This window comes from Streptomyces sp. NPDC031265 (assembly GCF_055570295.1).
This window is the reverse complement of sequence record NZ_JBVIHM010000004.1, coordinates 144,099-162,927: the sequence shown is the minus strand read 5'-3', so window position 1 is coordinate 162,927 and position 18,829 is coordinate 144,099. Positions and strand designations below refer to the sequence as shown.

Here is an 18,829-nt window from a genome sequence, read left to right as displayed (position 1 = left end):
GGTTTCGCGCTCAAATTGGTCTAGTCCTCAATTTGGTTCAGACCATTGACGCGCGCCCGGCGCGATGGCTATCACTGCTCCAACCGCCGTTCCGCTCAGCCCCCGGAGGCCGACCGTGCCCGTCCGCAGACCTCTAGCCGCAGCCCTCACGACCGCGACGCTCGCCGCCGGCGCGCTGGCCGCCTTCGCGGGCCTCGGCCCGGCCGGCACCGCCTCCGCCGCGGACGCCCGGACCGTCGCCGCCTCCACGGGAGGCGTGAAGATCGCGTACTACGACCAGTGGAGCGTGTACGGGAACGCCTTCTACCCCAAGCACCTCGACACCCGGGGCATCGCGGGCAAGCTGGACGTCATCAACTACTCGTTCGGCAACATCCACCCCACCGACCTCACCTGTTTCGAGGCCAACAAGGCGGCGGGCGACGACAGCAACGCCAGTGCCGGTGACGGCGCGGGGGACTCGTACGCCGACTACCAGAAGTCCTTCAGCGCCGCCGACAGCGTGGACGGCACCGCCGACAAGTGGGACCAGCCCATCGTCGGTGTCTTCAACCAGTTCAAGGAACTCAAGGCCAAGTACCCCAAGTTGAAGATCAACATCTCGATCGGCGGCTGGAGCTACTCCAAGTACTTCTCGGACGCGGCCAAGACCGACGCGAGCCGCAAGAAGTTCGTGGCGTCCTGCGTCAAGCAGTACATCCAGGGCGACCTGCCGGTCGACGGCGGCTACGGCGGCGCCGGCTCCGCCGCCGGGATCTTCGACGGCATCGACATCGACTGGGAGTACCCCGGCTCGCCCGACGGCCACCTCGGCAACCACTACGCCGCCGAGGACAAGCAGAACTACACGCTGCTGCTCGCCGAGTTCCGCAAGCAGCTCGACGCGTACGGGGCGGCGCACGGCGGCAGGAAGTACCTGCTGACGGCGGCGATGCCGGCCGGCCAGGACAAGATCAAGAACATCGAGACCGACAAGGTCGGGCAGTACCTCGACTACGCCAACATCATGACGTACGACATGCACGGCGCCTGGGACGGCGACGGGCCGACGTACCACCAGTCGCCGCTGTACTCCGGCGCGAACGACCCCACCGACGTCATCAAGCCGGGGACCCAGAAGTACTCGATCGCGGGCGCGGTCGACTCCTGGCTGGACGGGAACGCGGCGTACGGGATCGCGGGCGGGTTCCCAGCGTCCAAGCTGACGCTCGGGTACGAGTTCTACTACCGCGGCTGGAAGGGCGTCCCGGCGGGCGCGGCGGGCGGCCTCGCCCAGACCGCGACCGGCCCGTCCGGCGCGCGGCCGCTGAGCCAGCAGCCGGGCATCGCCCACTACAAGGAGCTCGGCGGGATCGTCGACAACGCGGCGACGACGTTCTGGGACGACCAGGCGAAGGCGTCCTACTTCTACAAGGACGGCGAGTTCTTCACCGGCCTGAACCAGAAGTCGATCCAGGCGCGGGCGGATTACGCGCACAGCCGGGGCCTTGCGGGCGCGATGATGTACTCGCTGCTCGGTCTCGACGACAAGACGACGCTCCTGAACCAGATCGCCACGGCGGTCGGCTCGTCCCCGTCCTCGACGCCGGACCCGACGACGCCGCCGACCACTCCGCCCACCACGCCGCCGACCACTCCGCCCACCACTCCGCCCACTTCCGGGTGCACGGCTGCGGCTTGGGACAAGGGGGGCACGTACACGGGCGGTACGCAGGTCTCCTACAAGGGCCACAACTGGAAGGCCAAGTGGTGGACGCAGGGCGAGGAGCCGGGCACCACGGGGGAGTGGGGTGTGTGGCAGGACCTCGGCGCGTGCTGAATTGAGCCCCCTTCGGGGGGAGGCCGCCTCACCCCGTGCCGGGGGTGGGGCGGTTTTCCTTTCCCCCACCCCGCCCGTTCCCTTGACCCTCCGGGGGTGGGGGTGGGTTGAGGTGGTCTCCCGGGGGCTATGCCCCGGACCCCCGTCGCGGGGCCTGCGACCCCTGCACCCTGCTTCGGAGCTTCGCCCCGGACCCCGGCACGGGGGGGGCGGGTTACCTGGGCTTCGCCCCCGGTCCCCGTTCGTCTGCGAGTCGTCGGTGGCTGGCCGCGCAGTTCCCCGCGCCCCCTAAAGGGCGGGAACTCCGCTCCCTGCCCCCGCTCCTCAAACGCCGGAGGGGGCTGAATGTGCCCGGATCCCGTTTTGCCTCAAGGGGCGCGGGGAACGGCGCGACCAGCCCAAGCCGACCCGCACCCGACTGAGGCTCAGCCCCCCGGCGGAGCCCTATGACGCCCCAGCTCCCCATCCCCTTGGGGTCGCGGGGAACTGCGTGATCAGCCCCCACTCACCCGCAGCCCTACCCCGGGTCAGGAAGGGTCGCGGCCCCGTCACGCCCGGCACCGTTCCCCCAGCATTGCCGCGATCAACTCCGGATGCACCGCCCGCGAATACAGCCACCCCTGCCCCGTATCGCACCCGATCCGCCGCAACCGCCCCGCCTGGTGGGACGTCTCGACGCACTCGGCCGTCACCTTCAGGCCGAGCCGGTGCGCGAGTTGGACCATCGCCTCGACGATCGTCTCGTCGGCGGGGTTGGGGTGCGTGCCGCCCTCGTCGTACTGGAAGCCTCGGACGAATGAGCCGTCGAGCTTCAGGACGGAGACCGGGAGGCGGGACAGGTACGCCAGGTTGGAGTAGCCCGTGCCGAAGTCGTCGATGGCGATGCGTACGCCCATGTCGGAGAGTGCCTGGAGCGCCTGGAGCGGGCGGCCCGCCGAGCCCATGACGGCCGACTCGGTCAGCTCCAGCTGGAGCAGATGCGGCGCCAGGCCCGTCTCGGCCAGGATCTCCGCGACGTCCGCGACCAGGTCGGAGTCCCAGACCTGGCGCACGGCCACGTTCACGCTCACGAAGATCGGTGGCACCCCGGGGTGCTCGATCTGCCAGCGGCGTGCCTGCCGGCAGGCCGTCCGCAGGACCCAGCCGCCGAGCTGGACGATCGACCCGTCCTCCTCCGCAATTCCGATGAACCGATTCGGCGCTAGTGTGCCGAACTGCGGATGGTTCCATCGGACAAGCGCCTCGACGCCCTCCACGACCCCGTCCGCCATGCCCACGAGCGGCTGGTACTCCAGCGCGAACTCGCCCCGCTCCACGGCCGGCCGCAGTGTCGAGGAGAGTGCCTGACGGGTCATCCGGTGCGCGTTGCGCTCCGGGTCGAAGAGCGTCCAGCGGGCCTTCCCGTCGGCCTTGGCCCAGTACAGGGTCGTGTCGGCGTCCTGCATCAGGCCCGTCGCCGTCGTCCCCGCGACCGCGCGCTCCACCACGCCGATCGACGCCGAGACCGACAGCCGCTGCCCGGCCAGGTCGAACGGCTGCTGGAGCACGGCCAGTACGGACTTCGCCAGGTCCGCCAGCTGCTCGGTCCCCGTCGAGTCCTCGACCAGGACCGCGAACTCGTCGCCGCCCAGGCGCGCCACCAGGTGCCCGCCGCTGCGGGCGTAGCCGCACTGGTCGGCGCAGTGGGTGAGGCGGGCCGCGACCGCCGACAGGAGCCGGTCGCCGATGCGGTGGCCGAGGGTGTCGTTGACGGCCTTGAAGCCGTCGAGGTCGAGGTAGCAGATCCCGATCCGGCCGGTGCCGCCGCGCCCGTACGTGGAGGCCTCCATGGCGCCCGCGAGCCGCTCGAAGAACAGCGTGCGGTTGGGCAGCCGGGTCACCGGGTCGTGCATCTGGAGGTGGCGCAGCCGCGCCTGGAGCTCGCGGCGGTCGCTGATGTCGGTGATCGAGAGCAGCGCGCCGGTGCTGTCGCGCACCGGCGAGACGGTGACCTCGGCCCAGAGGGAGTGCCCGTCGGGGTGCTTGAGGCGCCGGGTGCAGCGGAAGCGGGAGCGGCTGCCGCTCAGCACCTCCTGGTAGATGTGCCAGGTACGGGCGTCGGCGGCGAGGTCGACGAGGTCGGCGGCGGCCTGGCCGCACAGGGCGGCGGGCTCGGAGCCGAGCAGCTCGGCCAGTGCGGTGTTGGCGGCGGTCACCGTGCCGTCCCGGTCGACGACGGCCATCGCCAGATGGGCCGCCTCGAACGCCGCGAGGTAGTCGCGCGGTTCGGCTGCGATGCGCCCGACCGCGTGACGTTCGGGCGGTGGGCCGACGGGCCGTGCGGGCCCCTCCAGATTACGCTCTGTGACCGGCGGCCGCATGGTCCCGGGGGCTGCTCCCGGTCCTTCGGGGGTTCCGCTCACCGCTCGCTCCCGCTGTGCATTCGAGTCGTACAGAGATGTGGTCGGGGCCGTCGGCCGGGTGGAGGACAGCCGCCGGGGCTGAATCCACGCAGGAAAGTGTGCCGATCATAGAGGCAGGCGCAACGGGCGATCCAGCTCCCCGACCGTGATCATGCGCACCGGGGAGTCAAGGCCGATCGTTTCTGCACACGCCTGGCCAGGGGCGATCCGCGTGTGACCAATTGTGACTTTCTGTAAGGCGTCGGGGTGTCGGGCACGTGTCGGGCCCCTCACCCACCTGGGGCAGCGGAACAGGGCGTAATCACACAAACCACCACATGGTGGGTGAGGTGTCCCGCATTCCGTACCCGGAGGTCGACGTGGAGCGTCAGCTGACACCCGGGGGAGTGGAGCGTGCCCGGCTGCGCAGTGCCGCCGCCGCGCTCACCTCCCTGACGGCGGTCGCCGCCACCACCCTTGTGGCGGGCCCCGCCGTGGCCGCCAAATCCGTGATCCCCTGCGCCCTGCCCCGTACCGCCGCACACCACTCGCTCGGAGTGGACACCTGGAACACCGCCTATCCGCGCCCGGTGCGCACGCTCAACGCGGTGATGGTCTTCCTCTCCTTCCCGGACTCGTCGCCGGTGGCCGCCCCCAAGGACCTCGCCACCGACTATTTCCCCGCCACCAGCGACTTCTTCACCCGTGCCTCGTACGGGAAGTTCCGGCTCAAGGCCCATCCGCAGCCGAACTGGGTGAAGATGCCGAAGCCGTCCACCGCCTACCGCATAAAGCGCGACTGGGACGCCGACCGGCGCACCGAGTATCTGCGCGACGCCGTCGCGGCCGCCGACCCGAGCGTCGACTTCTCCGCGTACGACATCGTCTACCTGGTCGCGGACCCGGACGCGCCGGGCGTCGACTCGGACGCCACGAAGGTCGTCAACTTCGACCAGCCGTTGCGGGTCGACGGGACGGACCTCAAACGGGTCGTCACGGTCTTCGAGCGGCACCCGCCGGACCGCAACGTACTGGCTCACGAGACCGGGCACGTCTTCGACCTGCCGGACCTCTACCACCGCCCGATGGACGGCAAGGGCGACTGGGACACGTACGTCGGCGACTGGGACGTGATGGGCAGCCAGTTCGGGATGGCGCCGGACCTGTTCGGCTGGCAGAAGTGGAAGCTGGGCTGGCTGGACCGGCGCCAGGTGGCGTGCGTGGCGACGCGCGGGTCCTCGCGGCTGACCCTGGCCCCGCTCTCGGAGTCGCCCGCGCGGGTGGGCCCGGGCGGGGTCCGGCTCGCGGTCGTACGGACCTCGGGGGGCAGCGCGGTCGCGATCGAGGCCCGGGACTCGGCGGGCAACGACCGTACGACCTGTGCGGCGGGGCTGCTGATCTACCGGGTCCGCAGCGAGACGGCGTCGGGGACCGGACCCGTCGAGGTCCTCGACACCCACCCGGACACGGGAGCCTGCTGGGAGCGCTCGGTCTACCCGGCGCTGGCGGACGCGCCGCTGAACGTCGGCGAGACGTTCACCGTGCCGGGGGAGGGCATCCGCATCGAGGCGACGGGGCGGACGCGGTCGGGAGGGTGGACGGTGCGGGTCACGCCGTAGGCGTGGTGTTTGTGGAAGGTGATCCTGGACAACCTGTCCGCCCACAAAGGCACCGACATCCGCCGCTGGGCTACAAAGCACAAGGTCGAGCTGTGCTTCACCCCGACCTACGCCTCTTGGGCCAACCCCATCGAGGCCCACTTCGGACCGCTGAGGCAGTTCACCATCGCCAACTCCAACCACCCCAACCACACCGTGCAGACACGAGCCCTGCACGCCTATCTACGCTGGCGCAACGCCAACGCCCGCCACCGCGACGTCCTGGCCGCCGAACGCAAGGAACGCGCCCGCATCCGAAGCGAGAAGGGCATCCGTTGGGGCGGACGCCCCCTCAACACCGCAGCCTGACCAACCGCGAACTTACACAGCCACAGCGCATCATCGGTCCGCTCGTGGCCAAGCGCGGACGACCGAAGCGTTGTGAAGATGATCTCGGCTGGGCAGACCCGGAGCCCCGAACGGGGCCGGTTCAGGAGAAGGACGGCGCCAGAGGAGAATGACTCAGGAGGCGGACGGCTCGATCTCCCCCGCGAAGACGATGACCTGGTCGATGAGGCTCCGCCGCAGATGGACGACGTCCGTTCCCGCCAGGCGGGGGCCTCCATCCGGCGTCGTGAAGACCCACTGGTACCGGGCCCACTCGCCCGGCATGTCCACCGCCGAACAGCGCACCATCGTGCCGGTCCCCGCGGGGTGGCGCCGGATGTCCAGCACGAACCGCTCGACCGCCTCGATCCCCTCACTGCGGCCCAACGGTCCCCAGAAGACCACGTCCGAGGTTAGGGCCTGGGAGAGCAGCGCAGTCACATAGCTGTCGTCCGAGGCGTTGAACGCGGAGATGAACGTGTCGATCGCGGACCGCGCGGTCTCTTCCTGCATGCACCAGTAATACCAGTTGCCTTGCGGACCGCGCTCGTCCCGTGAGCCGTCTCCCGACCACGGTGAACCATCCCGGCCACAGCACAGCTAGAGGACCGCCACTCCATACCGCGTATACGACTGGCCTCAGCGACTCTCGAACATCGGAGGCTCAGTCACGGGCTTCAATGGCTCTTCTGGTGCCTTCTTGACTGCCCACGATCTGTAAGCCGCCACAACGACTCCCAACACGTCAACGAATAGGGCGCCCGAGGCGGCAGCCGTCATCTCAGCTGGGACGGTCTCGTAGTTCATCAGAACGAGCGCGCAGAATAGAGCCATTGCTGGAAGCATCAAGATCCCAGTCCAGCCAGCCGAAACCTGCAATCGCCTAAAGGCGCGCGCCCGTGCAATATTCTCATTAGCCATGAGATGTTCCTGGCGAAGCCGCTCTTCGGCTTGAGCGAGGCGAATCGCATTCTCTGTGCCGAGGCTGTCGCTCTTGGAGTCATTCGACATGCGTGACTCCGGAGGATGCAGGAGAGTCAGCAGGGGTGTCATCCTTGGTGCGACGAGGCTTCCTTGCGGCCAAATATCGGCCAATTCCGTACCCAATCGCCGCTCCCAGAACCCCACCTATAGGACCGGCGATAGTAATTCCGACTACCGTCGCGCTCGCAACCGCTGCGGACGCCTTCGATGCGTCAACCATGGCGTCGTGATCATCGCGCTGCATCTGTCCGATGTCTCGAACTTGCTCCTCTGTTTCGCGTCGAAGTAGTCGTTCTTGGGCCTCGACCTCACCGATCTCACTGACCCGGTCGACAGGAGGCTCATCTATGGTCAGAGCCGCCGTCAGCGGAGCTAAGTAGTCACCTCGATCCGTCCGCTCAGCTAGCTTGACAGATTTGTATACACGCAACACGGCTGGAATCTCTGCGCCTGGTTCGAGGAGAACTGGAACAATCCTGTTGCCTGAATCTAGAGCCTCTGTCAACTCCACGAGAACGCCGTCGCCAGAGAAGTAATCGCTGGTCAGTAGAACGACTACTATGTCGGCGTTGCGTACCTGCCCTCGCATCCAACGGCTCCAGGCGGTGCCGGGAGGAGGTGAAGTGGGGAATACCTTGAAGCCGGATTCCATGAGTCGGTGCCTGATGGGCGCAACGAGTTGCTCCGCCTCGCTAAGGTAACTCAGATAGATCGACGGCTGGTCGTTGTTCCCATCTATCACTTCCGTCTCGGCCATCTGCATCCCCCTAGCCGATAACACCCCACAACTGGGTGGAGGGAGCGTAGCGCTGAGGGGATCTGATCGTCAGGCGCTAGCGCAAAGTTGTGCACATTTGCACGGAACTGACATGATGATCTATGGGGTTCTATCTGAACCGTAGAGATCAGAGATCTCTCTGTGTCATGCCCATGAGTGTTGTAGCGGCCCATGCCAGCCCGCACATCACTTGCGGGAAGCTCCGGTCGATATCTCGATCGAGCTGTAAGGCTCAGGCTCCGACGTCTGCTGTCCGGATGCGCTCAGGTCAGTTGGGAGTTGTCGTCGCTGGGCTGTCTACGGTGCTTGGACGACCGGCAGCAGGTTGTCACGGGAGTCGAGCCAGACTCGTTCGCCGCCGCCGTCCACGACGAGCCCGAAACGATCGAATCCTGGTCGGCCTTGCTCGCCCCACCACCTGTAGGCCGACTCCACTTCATCCCAGAGGCGGCGTGAGCCGGATTGCCAGACACGCGCGTGGTCGCCGTCGCGGAACTGCACGCACGCCCATGAACGATCAGTGAGCCCGTAGAACCACACGGGCCGTGCTCCGTCGTCCTTGGCAGCCACGACGTGCACGCAGTCGTGCACACGTAGACCCAGTGCGAACTCCTGCGGCCTGAACCGTCCGCCCACGAACTGGCTTTCCGTGATCGCCGTGGACGACTCGTCTCCGTCGGCGACGCTGCCCTTGACGTACTCGGCATGGACGACAGCGGGCAGTCGCTGCGCCCGCAGTTTCATGAACTCCACAGGGCCGGTGAAGGCCCCCGACGCGCTCTTGCCGTCATCGGCCACGGTCAGCCGGGCGACGGCGTCACCGTTGCTGTAGTCCGTACCCCAAGGAGCCACGATGACCCCACCGGGCCGGCTCTGCTGCACCCAGGCGAAGGGAATGGACCGGAGCCCGCACGTGGCAATGATCCGGTCGTACGGTGCCTCTTCCCGGTGCCCCTTGAAGCCGTCGCCGTGTACTACCCGGACGGGTAGACCGAAGCGGTCGAGAGCCGCCCGCGCGGTCGCTGCCACAGCCTCGTCTACCTCAACGGTGACGACGTTCTCGGAACCGAGCCGGTGGGCAAGCAGAGCGGCGTTCCAACCCGTACCGGTGCCGATCTCCAAGACCCGGTTCCCGGCGTGGACGTCCAGGTCTTGGAGCATGGAGAACACGACGCTGGGCATGGATGCGGAGCTGGTCGAGACCTCTCCAGGCTCTGTGCCGGAGTGCTTGCCGTCGTCCCACTGCGTGACGATCGGCGAGTCAGACTCGGCGTACTGCTGCCAGACGTCGGGATCACGCTGCTTGTCCACGGCGGTACTGCCGCCCACGTCCATGTTGAAGGGCCACATGAGATCGGGCAGGAAGGCGGACCGCGGCACGGCGGCAAATGCGGGTGCCCAGTCGGAAGACAGGATGCCGCCCTCTTTGAGTATGCGCCCCAACTCCGCCCACTCTGTGGGCTCCCCGTGCACGTCAGCCATCACGGAATGATGCTCGGCTTGGGCGGGTTCGGTACGCCGGGACCTCCGTCAGGGGTAGGCGGCTGGTGCGGGCCGGGGTACGGCTCGCCCGGAAGCTTGTCGCCACCGTTCCCGCTGGCGTTGCGCAGGATGAGATTCACTGTGCGCTCTCCTTCGTCATAGCCAACGCAGGATCGCTTCCCGCGTTGCTGTCCTACCCGCCCCGGCCTGATGGGAACGGATACGGGTTCCCGGCCGTCCGCGTGGTGGTGGGCGGTCGGTCCCTTCGGCAAAGTCGGGGAGGCGAGCGGACCGGCAAAGGCGCTCCCGCTCACCTACCGCCGGGCTAGTGGTCGGTGAGTTCGGTAAGGAAGTCGGTGTTCGCCTTCACGTCGTGGCCGAGCGTGATGCCGTGCCGGGGCAGGCTGCCCAGGGCCTGCGCGAGAACTTCACGCTGGACGCGGCTGTGGGCGGCCTCGGGCGGGATAAGGCGGAAGACGGGTGTCAGGGGAACACCGCACGTCTGCATGAGAGTTGGGGGCATGATCGGCCGAGTGATGTTCAGTGAACGACCGGGTACGGTCCGTGGGGAGGGGCCAGGATGGAGTCCCGCGTAGTCCCGTGGAGTCCAGGAAGAGGGGGTGCGACATGGCGAAGAACGCGGCACTCACCGCCTTGATCCGTCGTGCTGCCGAAGCGCGCGGCTGGGGCCCGAGTGATCTTGCCCGTGCGGTCGGCGTCGCCGAGAGTGGGGACCCGGCGCGTGTACACCGCGCCAACGCTCGCCGCTGGCTGACGGGCGAGCGGGTCCCCGAGTACTGGTGGCCCTTCATTGCCGAAGTCCTGGGCCTGAACTCGGAGGTCATCCCGTCAGCCGACGGGCACACGCCTGCCGTCGCTGGGGACGGCGGAGCGAGCTCACCGCTCGCCGCCCTGGCCACCTTGTCAGCCCCCGCCGAGTTGCCCTGCGAGATCCGTACCGGTGACGTCGAGGAAGTCCAGCAGGCCGCGCTCACCCTGACGTCCCTGCACAACCTCCACGGCGGGGCCGGGCTGGTCCATCAATCCAGCACCGCCCAGCTCGTTTGGGCCGCCCGATTACTCGACGTGCCGTGTATCCCCGTCCTGCACCCCAGACTCTTCGCCGCCGTCGCGCACCTGGGCATGGTCACCGGGGCCGTGTGCTTCGACGCCTTCGCCCACCACGACGCCCGGCGCGCGTTCGCGTTCGCCGCCGCCTGCGCCGAGGAAGTCGGCGAATGGCACCTGCGCGGGAAGATCTACAGCTGGCGGGCCCGCCACGCGGTGTGGCTGGACCAGCCCGACGATGCTCTGACCCACGCGGAAGTCGGGGCGGTCCGCGCCGACCGCCTCACCCCCACCGAACGGGCCATGCTCTCCATCGCCCGCGCCCGAGCCCACGCCAAGACCGGCAACGTCCAGGCCACGCTGATGGCCGTCGGCCAAGCCGACGACGCGTTCAGCCACACGCACCCCGCAGATGACCCGCCGTGGATGGCCTACTACGACCACGCCCAGCACCAGGGCGACACCGGACACGCCCTGTTCGACCTCGCGATGACCACCCGCGACCCGCAGCACGTGAAGGCCGCCAGCGAACGCCTCGCCGCTGCGACCTCATTGCACGCCGACTCCTACGTCCGCTCCCGGGTGTTCTCCCGCACGAAACTGGCGACCCTGACCATGGTCACCGGTGATCCATACGAGGCTGTCCAGATCGGCACCATGGCGGTGGAAGAGGCCGCTCAGGTCCGCTCTGGGCGGGCAGACGCCGGCCTGGTAGAACTCGCCCGCACCACCGCGCACGAGCGCGCCACGGTCGCCGCTGCGACCGAGCTGAGCGAACGTATCGCCCGCACCATCAGCAAGGGGACCATGTGACGGCCACCATCAACGACGCGGCAGCCCAGGCCACTTGGCCGCTCGTCACCGCCGCCTGCCTCAGCGCCGGGCTCGACCCGGCCGGCGCCGAGCCGGTCAGGATCGCCGACAACGCCATCTGGGTGATACCCGGCCAGATAATCGTCCGCGTCACCAGGCCGGGCCGCAGGGCTGCCGCCCACCGCGAACTCCTCACCGCCCAGTGGCTCGCCGATCACCACGTCCCAGCTGTACGCCCCGCCCGCCCGGCGGCCGTCGACCTGCCCGGCAACCGGGCGGCCACGTTCTGGGAGCGGTTGCCTGACCACACCCACGGCCGTCACGAAGATGTCGCCCGGCTCCTGCACCAACTGCACCGCCTGACCGCCCCCGCTCATCTGCCGCCCCTGAACGATCCGGCGGCCAAGGGTCGCGCCCGCCTCGAAGCCGTCCGCGACGCCGGCGTGATCGACGCCCCCAACATGGCCTGGCTCCTGGCCTACGCCGATGACCTCGCCGACTCCTGGCACGCCCTGGACGACGGCCTCGCCCACACCCCTCTCCACGGTGATGCCTGGGCCGGGAACGTCGCCCTGGCCCGCGACGGGCAGGCCTTCCTCCTTGACCTCGACTCCGCCGCCGTCGGCCCGCCCGAGTGGGACCTCACCTCCACCGCCGTGAAAGTCACCACCACCGCGACCATCCCCGTAGCCGAGTACGAGCGGTTCGTAGCCGCATACGGCGGATACGACGTCACCGACTACGACGGCTTCCCCGTCATGCGCGGCATCCGCGAACTCCGCATGACCACCTACGCCATCCAGACGGCCATCGACCACCCGCACACCGCCGCCGAAGCCCGCCACCGTGTCGCCTGTCTGCGCGGCTTCAACGGCCCCCGACCGTGGACGTGGACGGCCGTGCCTCACCCGCCGGGCAGTCCCGGACCCATCGTCTGAACCCAGGAACGTGGCGGGCAGCACTTGTGCGTGTCGATGATGACACCCTGACCACCGATCACAGATGCTCAGACCATGAAGATGGCGGCCCTGGCAGTCTCGATTTTCGCCCTATGCGTTTCAGGGACGAGCCTGTAGTACGCATGGCACACGCTGCGCATTAACCGGGCTCGGCGTCATGAGGAGCTCCAACCTCGATTCGCGACGAGATTGCTTATTGACCGCCCCAGGGGACATCTTCTCCAAATCAACATGGAAACGACGCACAGTTTGTCGAGCTGCCGCGCACGCGTTCTTGACCCAGAGTTGCTGCAGTTCTACCTCGATGGGCAATATGTGTCTGATTTTGATTTCGGACGCGTCGGAGCCAGGGGAAACCAAGAGTGCACCACTTGATGTGAACATCATCCCCATGCCGAAGATCGATTCAGAAGTCCGCTTCCTGGTTGAGTGTGTAGACAAACGCCAAAGGTCATGGACCTTGGTCTGGACGCTGGAGAAGCCTACGAGGCACGTGCCAGAGAAACCTGAACTTCTCTGCTGGTGACAGCGTCATACGTCGTAGGATGCCACGGCCAGCACTGAAACTTCGGGGCCCATCGTCACAGATGGCCCGGTAGTGAATTTCGACCGGCGGGGATGGGTGAGAGGCCAAGAAGACGCAGGAGTGGCGTGGTAGGCACCCGCCACGTAGTTCCGATACGACGCCGGCCTGTAACCCGAGGCGTCAAGCTACTGACGGCTCGTCTGAGCCGTCAGCCCGTCGCCCCAGTCACTTCAGCTTGTATGTAGTCTCGACCGCCGCCGTCTTGCCCTCCGGTACGAGCACCACTCGGATCGTTCCACCGGAACAGCAGACGCTCCGCCCCACGGTGATCTTCTCCGGCCCGATCTCGCCCTTGCTGTTCGCTCGAACGAGATGACGCTCAGCCCGATGCCAGGACAAGGTCGTCCCCGGGCCCGCCATCAGTGACACCCAGACCTCGGCGTCCGGCTCGAAGCCCTTACCGGTCAGGGAGAAGGGTTCGCCGACCGGACCGGCCGCCGGCTCGACCGTGACCTTCGTCAGCGGTGAGCGCTCGCTGTCACGCGACAAGCCGGGGGTTGCAGCGCGCGATCCCGTGTCGTCGGAGCGGCTTGAAGCATGCCCGGTAGAGCCCGACTTCGGTGTCGCTGGTGGGCCGTCGTCCTTGATCCAGTTCGGACCGTTCACGATCAGGGCCACGATGATCGGGACGGTCAGGCCCACGAAGGCCAGCTTCTCCGTCCGCTTCCAGGGCTCCCGAGCATCGTCCTTCACCAAGATGTAGGTCGAAAAGCGTCGCCTCGCGACCCAGGTTGTCAGAAGTACGAGCGCGGAGATGCAGGTGACACTGAGGACTGTCGGCCACCCGGCCGTGACCGACGCGATCAGGATGGCGATGGCCGCCAGGACCGCTTCGACCGGCAGACACCAGTCGGTGAGGCGCCGCATGCGGGCCGGCAGGAGTCGACGCAGCCGAATGGTGCGGGTCCGGAGGATCGCCTGGACCTCCTCGCAGAACCCCACCGGGAAGTGTTGTTCGCCCCCTTCAGCTGTGAACTTGATCCGACCTGGTTTAGCTTCAAAAACAAAGACTTTGTCCCCGACCTTGTCGGAAACGGTCAAGTTATCGACGACAGTTGGTCGGCCTGCTGCTGCCATGACAGTGTCGAGGGACGCGTCTGTGAAGACGCCGTCCTCGTTGGCTATGGAGAACGTGCGCTCTGAAGATGAGGGAAACTCACGTTCTACCGCCTCAACGAGGCGTTCCAGCTGATCCCGGCGGATCGTGCGCCCGGAGAGCTCGCGCGAAACCTTACGCGCCATTGACCCGTTGAACCCTTCGCTCATACCGCCCGTATAACGAGTTTGAGTGGCGCTTCCCCGTGGGAGAAGTCTCCAGGCGCGCACTCGGCAGAACCCCACTCGCGGAGGCACAGAACGCGAGCCGCCTTGAGTCCAATCGAAGGCTAGTGCATCGAGGTCGATTCGGTGCGCGCGCCCCCGGTCGTCGCCAAGCGGGCATATCGATGGGTTGCGCCAGTTCATGCCAGATACGTGAATCTCTGGCCGAAGCAGAATCGTTTCATCCGCAGTCAATATGAGGGCAAACGGGATATTCCTGCTGATCGTTTCGGTGGAATTTCCAACCGGGTGACCTGTCAGCGGATGCATTCGATCATGACGCCTTTGGCCGATCAAGCGGGCCAACACCCTGCGCACCGGTGACACCGGCCGGGCTGTCGAGGACGTTCAAGCGACCCTCGGGCTCCCGGTCGATGGGTGCTTCGGGCCGCTGGCGCGGCGAGCGATGGCCGGCTTCCAGCGGGTCCCGCGGGCTCAAGGCCAACGGCATCGTCGACCCCCAGACCTGGTACCAGCTCTTCCCCGAGCACCCGCTCCGCCCGTACCCGCACCCTGGCTACCTGCCGCCAGTCCGGCTGCATGATCTGCGGCACCTGGCGGCCACCCCTGGCACTGGCTGCCGGGGTCGAAATGAAAGTGGTCTCCGCCATGCTCAGGCACTCGACGATCCAGATCACGGCCGACACCTACGCCTCGGTGCTACCGGAGATCGCCCACCAGGCTGCTGAAGCCGCCGCCGCGCTGGTCCTGCGACCACCGGCCGGGCGGCCGGACGACGGTGGCGTTAGCCCCTCGCTAGCATCTGACCTCGAAAACGACCAAGGGCGTCCTCCCCGAAGGGAGAACGCCCAGGTCACAGACGGTGCGCCGCCAGGGACTCGAACCCCGGACCCGCTGATTAAGAGTCAGCTGCTCTAACCAACTGAGCTAGCGGCGCCTGCTGACGTCGTAGACCTTAGCATCCTGATCGGCGGGAGGAAAAATCGATAAGCGCCGGTCGGCGGGGGCGGTGTCCCGGGCCGCCCGGACGCAGGCCCAGAGCAGTACGTCGGGGCCCGGGAGCCAGGGGTGGCGGGCGTCCGGGGCGACCAGCCAGCGGGCGGCGCCGGGGTGCTCGGGGTGTGCGAGGCCGGGCACGGTGACCGCGTCGCCGGTGCCGTGGCACAGCAGTGGCGGCACCTCGGCCCACTCCTCCCAGTCGAGCAGAGCGGGCAGCCGGTGGGCGGTGCCGGCGGTGGCGAAGAGCAGCATCCGGCCCCGGTGGTGGGCGACCGGCCCGGAGCCGGCCCCCTCGCCCCACAGCCGGTCGAGCATCCGGCGCCCGAAGACGGCGGGCACGCTGACCACGTCGAAGGCCGAGCCGCAGGGGAGGACGACGGGGGCGCCCGGCCGGGCCTCCCACAGCGCGAGGGTGCTGCGCGGATACGGCGCCGCCGAGGCCAGCCAGGCCGCGCCCTCGGGGGTCACGTCCCCGAGGCCGTCACGGGGGAGCAGGGCCTCATCGCGCTGCAAGATGCTCATGTGCACCAGATTCGCGGCCCCCGGCGTCCCGTCTCGCCGGATTGCCGGAAACCGGGACAGGGTGGGGCGTGGGGGAGTATCTTGCGCGGCTTTCGGCATATGCCGGGGGTCTGGTGACCGCCCTTACGGGCGGCCCCCCCTGCGCCTCCCGGCTACTTCGGTTCCGCGCCCCGCAGCAGATCCCGCCCGAACTCCACCATCTTCTTGGCGTAGTCCTCGGTCCACTGCGCCCGCTGCGCGATGTCCGCCGTCGTGAGGCGGTCGAAGCGGCGCGGGTCGGCCAGCTGGGCCGCCGCCATCGCCTGGAACTCCACCGCCCGGTCCGCCGCCGCGCGGAACGCCAGCGCCAGCTCCGTCGAGCGCGACAGCAGCTCCCGGGGATCCTCGATCGACTCCAGGTCGAAGAAGTGCTCCGGGTCGGCGGCGGCCTCGGCCGGCTCGAACAGCAACGGCGCCGGCCTCAGCCGCTGCTCTTTCCGCTCGGGCTCCGCCATCGGTGACTCCTCCTGCCGCAGTTCAGCGGCCCGGAGTTCGCCCCGGGCCACCCTCCATTGTCCCGCGCCCCGCAAGTGGGCCTCCCCCACCCCGCGCGCCCCCTGCCGCGCCCCCGTGTCCGGCGGGGCGAGGGGCGGGCGGGCGGTGCCGGCGCCGGTTCGATGAGGTGGGGGACGTCGAGGACTCGTTCGTCTCGGGTGCGGTCCGGCCGGAGGAACGGCCTGGCCTCGGCAGGTGGATGCGTGAACCTCTCTGGTACGAGTGGGACGCGATCATGGTCACCTCCCTGGACCGCATCACTCGGAACCAGACGCACTGGGAGATGTTCGCCGACAAGTCTTACCAGGGCGGAAAGGACGTCATCTGTCTCGATGACCCGGCCTTGGACATCACTCCTGGCAATGGCCGGATGATCGCTTACATCAAGGCGACACAAGCGCAGGAGTACCGGGAAGCCATCGTGCAGAAGCGTCGTAATCAGACTCAGTACTACCGTGATGAATCCCTGTGGGGTGGCGGGACTTGGCCCTTCGGCTACCGCCCGGTGCTCACGGAGTACCAGGGCAGGCAGCGCTACAAGCTGGTTATCGACCCCGTAACGGGGCCCCTGATCCGTGAGGCGTACGAGCGGATCGGTGTCCAGGGGTGGAGCATGAGTCGCCTCTGTGAGGACTGGAACAAGCGGGGTGTCCTAACGTCACAGGATTACCAGCGGAGCGTGAATGCAGGCGAGAAGAAGGCTGGCGCCAAGACCGACATCAAGGGGACTCGCTGGACCACTGCCACCTTGGGGAAGATCCTGAAGAAGCCGATCCTTCAAGGAATCGCCATGCACAAAGGTGAGCCGCTTCTTCGTGACGGCATTCCTGTGCGATGGGCAGGCCCAATCCTGAGCGGTGAAGAATTTGCCAAGTTGCAGGTGGCCGTTATCGCACTCGGCCGGCATCGTGCGGGCATCAAGTCCAACGCATCTCCCATGGCGGGCGTTCTCCACTGTCCGTGCGGAAAGAAGATGTACGAGAACAGCTCGGTCGGAAAGCTGAACACGGGAGAGATTCGGCCCCACAAGTACTTCCGCTGTTCCTCCTGGTCCAACGGCAAGGCATGTGAATTCTCCGTCTCCTGGCCGCAGGATCAGCTCTACGCCGCGGCGGAGTATGCGTTCCTTGCCAAGTTGGGGAATCAGGAAATCATGGAGCGTCAGTATGTCCCGGGTAGGGACAACAGGAAGCAGATCGAGGAGCTTGAACGCGCCATCGACAATCTGTCGCAATCAATCGCCTTGGCCGCTTCCCCTGTCGTTGTTTCTTCCCTGACCGGCACCATGGAGCGACATGCGGCCAACTTGGAAGATTTGATGGCTGAACCCTTCGTGCCGGGGCGGTGGGAGGTCACCAGCACCGGCCAGACCTACGCGGAGAAATGGTCCACAATGAGAGGCTGGAAGGAGCAGGGGCCGTTCCTTCGTGAAGCTGGCTTTCGGCTCTTCGTCTGGGGGCGCCCCAAGGCGAAGGGGCGAGACATGGCTGTCTACGTCATCTCTCCGAATGATGTTGCCGAGAGGGTGAGTGGTGCTCTGGCTGGATCTGTTGAGCCGAGCGACGAAGAAGCTTGGAATCTTGAAGCCTTGAAAATCTTCAAGGAAGTCCTGGAGGTGGAGATTGACCAGTTGAGGGTCGGCATCTCTTGACTTGGGTCTGGGTCCCCTGTTTAGGCAGGGGGCCCACTTCCCTACTACTTAGATACTAGTGGTAGATATGTAACCAACCGCAAAAATAATGTAGTTCCTCACCGATGTTGCCGGAGCGTCCATAGCTCCGGTGGTCGCCTCGGATCTCCTGTCCAGGGGATTCGCTGCCCGGCTGCAAGGTGGCCCGACAGCGGACGCCTGGGAAAGCAAGCTGGCGACCTACGGCACCGAGTACATGTCCCTGGGAGCCGCTGACATCCAGCGCCGCGTATCCGGCGAACTGGTAGTCGTTCAGCAGCAACTGGAGAACCCGGGGCTGTGGTCTGCCGCTTCTCGTCTCATGACCCTGTACGCCAAGACCTTTCCGGGATCGGATGGATCGAAAGCGGTGCACTGGTACCGCATGGCCGCGAAGGCCGCAGACGAGTCCGGCGACAACGAAGCGAGAGTGTGGGTCCGAGGCCGGGCGGCCATCGCTCTGGGCTATGAAGGTGCTTCCCTGGGCGTTGCCGATGTGCTTGCCGATCAGGCCCTGGCCATAGGGGGACGTCCCTCCCTGGGGTTGCTCAACGCTGTGATGGGCAAGGCCCACGCCGCAGCACTCCGAGGTGACCGAGATTCGGCTCTGAAGCTTGCCGACCACGGGCGGCGCATCTTCGACGGCTCAGGCTCGTACGAACAGACCTCGGACTACGCCGTTCCCTGGTGGCGGATGAACGTCTTCCTGTCACTGCTGCTGGCCCGAATCGGTGATGAGAAGGGAGCCGTCAGCGCACAGGAGGAAGCTCTTCGGGAGCTTCCCGAAACACTTCCTCGCTTCCGTACTCACCTGGAGATGCACCGGGGTCTGATGCTGGCCCGGTCCGGTGACCGAGCAGGCGGAGCAGCGCATGCACGGGCTGCGTTGGCTGCTCTGCCACCGGAGAAGCACTCTCTGACGCTGCGGATGCTCATGGACGAAGTGACCGGCCCCTGAGGTCACCGGTG

General features: G+C 67.2%; 14 protein-coding genes, 1 tRNA gene and 2 pseudogenes. 7 read left to right on the top strand and 10 right to left on the bottom strand.

The features are described 5' to 3' along the window. Positions 1-64: 64 nt before the first annotated feature. Entirely contained in the window at positions 65-1,819 is a 1,755-nt protein-coding gene (locus ACZ499_RS09230) for a glycosyl hydrolase family 18 protein (protein ID WP_468673431.1), read from the top strand. A 548-nt stretch (positions 1,820-2,367) separates the two neighbouring features. Here the strand turns inward: ACZ499_RS09230 and ACZ499_RS09225 are convergent. Then, positions 2,368-4,221, bottom strand: a complete 1,854-nt coding sequence (locus ACZ499_RS09225; protein ID WP_468673430.1) for a putative bifunctional diguanylate cyclase/phosphodiesterase — start codon at positions 4,219-4,221, stop codon at positions 2,368-2,370. A gap of 317 nt (positions 4,222-4,538) precedes the next feature. On the opposite strand from ACZ499_RS09225, the gene ACZ499_RS09220 reads away from it, so the two are divergent. Both ACZ499_RS09220 and ACZ499_RS09215 read left to right on the top strand, forming a co-directional pair. Beyond that, positions 4,539-5,819, top strand: a complete 1,281-nt coding sequence (locus ACZ499_RS09220) for a M6 family metalloprotease domain-containing protein (protein ID WP_468673429.1) — start codon at positions 4,539-4,541, stop codon at positions 5,817-5,819. 18 nt (positions 5,820-5,837) lie between these two features. Beyond that, positions 5,838-6,167: pseudogene (locus ACZ499_RS09215) on the top strand (transposase); the annotation flags it as partial. 153 nt (positions 6,168-6,320) lie between these two features. Here the strand turns inward: ACZ499_RS09215 and ACZ499_RS09210 are convergent. From ACZ499_RS09210 to ACZ499_RS09190, 5 genes are all read right to left on the bottom strand, one after another. Then, complete coding sequence (locus tag ACZ499_RS09210; protein ID WP_018088611.1) at positions 6,321-6,698, bottom strand: nuclear transport factor 2 family protein; 378 nt, start codon at positions 6,696-6,698, stop codon at positions 6,321-6,323. 126 nt (positions 6,699-6,824) lie between these two features. Beyond that, positions 6,825-7,196 (bottom strand): hypothetical protein, encoded by a 372-nt coding sequence (locus tag ACZ499_RS09205; RefSeq protein WP_468673428.1) that lies wholly within the window; start codon positions 7,194-7,196, stop codon positions 6,825-6,827. Continuing rightward, positions 7,186-7,926 carry a toll/interleukin-1 receptor domain-containing protein gene (locus ACZ499_RS09200; protein WP_468673427.1) on the bottom strand — a complete coding sequence of 247 codons (741 nt, stop codon included), beginning with the start codon at positions 7,924-7,926 and terminating at the stop codon, positions 7,186-7,188. The genes ACZ499_RS09205 and ACZ499_RS09200 overlap by 11 nt, the downstream gene beginning before the upstream one ends. A 318-nt stretch (positions 7,927-8,244) precedes the next feature. Further along, entirely contained in the window at positions 8,245-9,429 is a 1,185-nt protein-coding gene (locus ACZ499_RS09195) for a methyltransferase domain-containing protein (protein WP_468673426.1), read from the bottom strand. Between the two features lie 325 nt (positions 9,430-9,754). Further along, on the bottom strand, positions 9,755-9,952 hold the full coding sequence (locus ACZ499_RS09190; RefSeq protein ID WP_468673425.1) for a hypothetical protein: 198 nt from the start codon (positions 9,950-9,952) through the stop codon (positions 9,755-9,757). 104 nt (positions 9,953-10,056) lie between these two features. Here ACZ499_RS09190 and ACZ499_RS09185 point away from each other — a divergent pair, with 104 nt between their 5' ends. Continuing rightward, positions 10,057-11,310, top strand: coding sequence for a hypothetical protein (locus ACZ499_RS09185; RefSeq protein ID WP_468673424.1), 1,254 nt, complete (start codon positions 10,057-10,059; stop codon positions 11,308-11,310). After that, positions 11,307-12,248, top strand: coding sequence for a phosphotransferase enzyme family protein (locus ACZ499_RS09180; RefSeq protein ID WP_468673423.1), 942 nt, complete (start codon positions 11,307-11,309; stop codon positions 12,246-12,248). The genes ACZ499_RS09185 and ACZ499_RS09180 overlap by 4 nt, the downstream gene beginning before the upstream one ends. A gap of 772 nt (positions 12,249-13,020) precedes the next feature. On the opposite strand, the gene ACZ499_RS09175 is transcribed toward ACZ499_RS09180, so the two are convergent. The 4 genes from ACZ499_RS09175 to ACZ499_RS09160 form a co-directional block, all read right to left on the bottom strand. Continuing rightward, positions 13,021-14,121 carry a hypothetical protein gene (locus ACZ499_RS09175; protein ID WP_468673422.1) on the bottom strand — a complete coding sequence of 367 codons (1,101 nt, stop codon included), beginning with the start codon at positions 14,119-14,121 and terminating at the stop codon, positions 13,021-13,023. Between the two features lie 878 nt (positions 14,122-14,999). Continuing rightward, positions 15,000-15,073, bottom strand: a tRNA-Lys gene (locus ACZ499_RS09170). After that, the gene (locus ACZ499_RS09165) at positions 15,064-15,657 is read right to left on the bottom strand and encodes a bifunctional DNA primase/polymerase (protein ID WP_468673421.1); all 594 of its coding nucleotides are present in this window, start codon (positions 15,655-15,657) and stop codon (positions 15,064-15,066) included. Before ACZ499_RS09165 ends, ACZ499_RS09170 begins: the two co-directional genes overlap by 10 nt. Positions 15,658-15,809: 152 nt before the next feature. Then, the gene (locus tag ACZ499_RS09160) at positions 15,810-16,151 is read right to left on the bottom strand and encodes a hypothetical protein (RefSeq protein ID WP_385826437.1); all 342 of its coding nucleotides are present in this window, start codon (positions 16,149-16,151) and stop codon (positions 15,810-15,812) included. A 2-nt stretch (positions 16,152-16,153) separates the two neighbouring features. Between ACZ499_RS09160 and ACZ499_RS09155 the strand changes: the two genes are divergently transcribed. Continuing rightward, entirely contained in the window at positions 16,154-17,842 is a 1,689-nt protein-coding gene (locus ACZ499_RS09155; RefSeq protein ID WP_468673420.1) for a recombinase family protein, read from the top strand. Between the two features lie 94 nt (positions 17,843-17,936). Beyond that, a pseudogene (locus ACZ499_RS09150) lies at positions 17,937-18,818 on the top strand (XRE family transcriptional regulator); the annotation flags it as partial. Positions 18,819-18,829 lie beyond the last annotated feature (11 nt).

Bases quoted from the DNA above. Each gene is read 5' to 3' on its own strand.
- ACZ499_RS09175 (WP_468673422.1), bottom strand. From the start codon at position 14,121: ATGAGCGAAGGGTTCAACGGGTCAATGGCGCGTAAGGTTTCGCGCGAG.
- ACZ499_RS09185 (WP_468673424.1), top strand. From the start codon at position 10,057: ATGGCGAAGAACGCGGCACTCACCGCCTTGATCCGTCGTGCTGCCGAA.
- ACZ499_RS09205 (WP_468673428.1), bottom strand. From the start codon at position 7,196: ATGTCGAATGACTCCAAGAGCGACAGCCTCGGCACAGAGAATGCGATT.
- ACZ499_RS09200 (WP_468673427.1), bottom strand. From the start codon at position 7,926: ATGGCCGAGACGGAAGTGATAGATGGGAACAACGACCAGCCGTCGATC.
- ACZ499_RS09165 (WP_468673421.1), bottom strand. From the start codon at position 15,657: ATGAGCATCTTGCAGCGCGATGAGGCCCTGCTCCCCCGTGACGGCCTC.
- ACZ499_RS09220 (WP_468673429.1), top strand. From the start codon at position 4,539: ATGGTGGGTGAGGTGTCCCGCATTCCGTACCCGGAGGTCGACGTGGAG.
- ACZ499_RS09190 (WP_468673425.1), bottom strand. From the start codon at position 9,952: ATGCCCCCAACTCTCATGCAGACGTGCGGTGTTCCCCTGACACCCGTC.
- ACZ499_RS09210 (WP_018088611.1), bottom strand. From the start codon at position 6,698: ATGCAGGAAGAGACCGCGCGGTCCGCGATCGACACGTTCATCTCCGCG.
- ACZ499_RS09160 (WP_385826437.1), bottom strand. From the start codon at position 16,151: ATGGCGGAGCCCGAGCGGAAAGAGCAGCGGCTGAGGCCGGCGCCGTTG.
- ACZ499_RS09195 (WP_468673426.1), bottom strand. From the start codon at position 9,429: ATGGCTGACGTGCACGGGGAGCCCACAGAGTGGGCGGAGTTGGGGCGC.
- ACZ499_RS09230 (WP_468673431.1), top strand. From the start codon at position 65: ATGGCTATCACTGCTCCAACCGCCGTTCCGCTCAGCCCCCGGAGGCCG.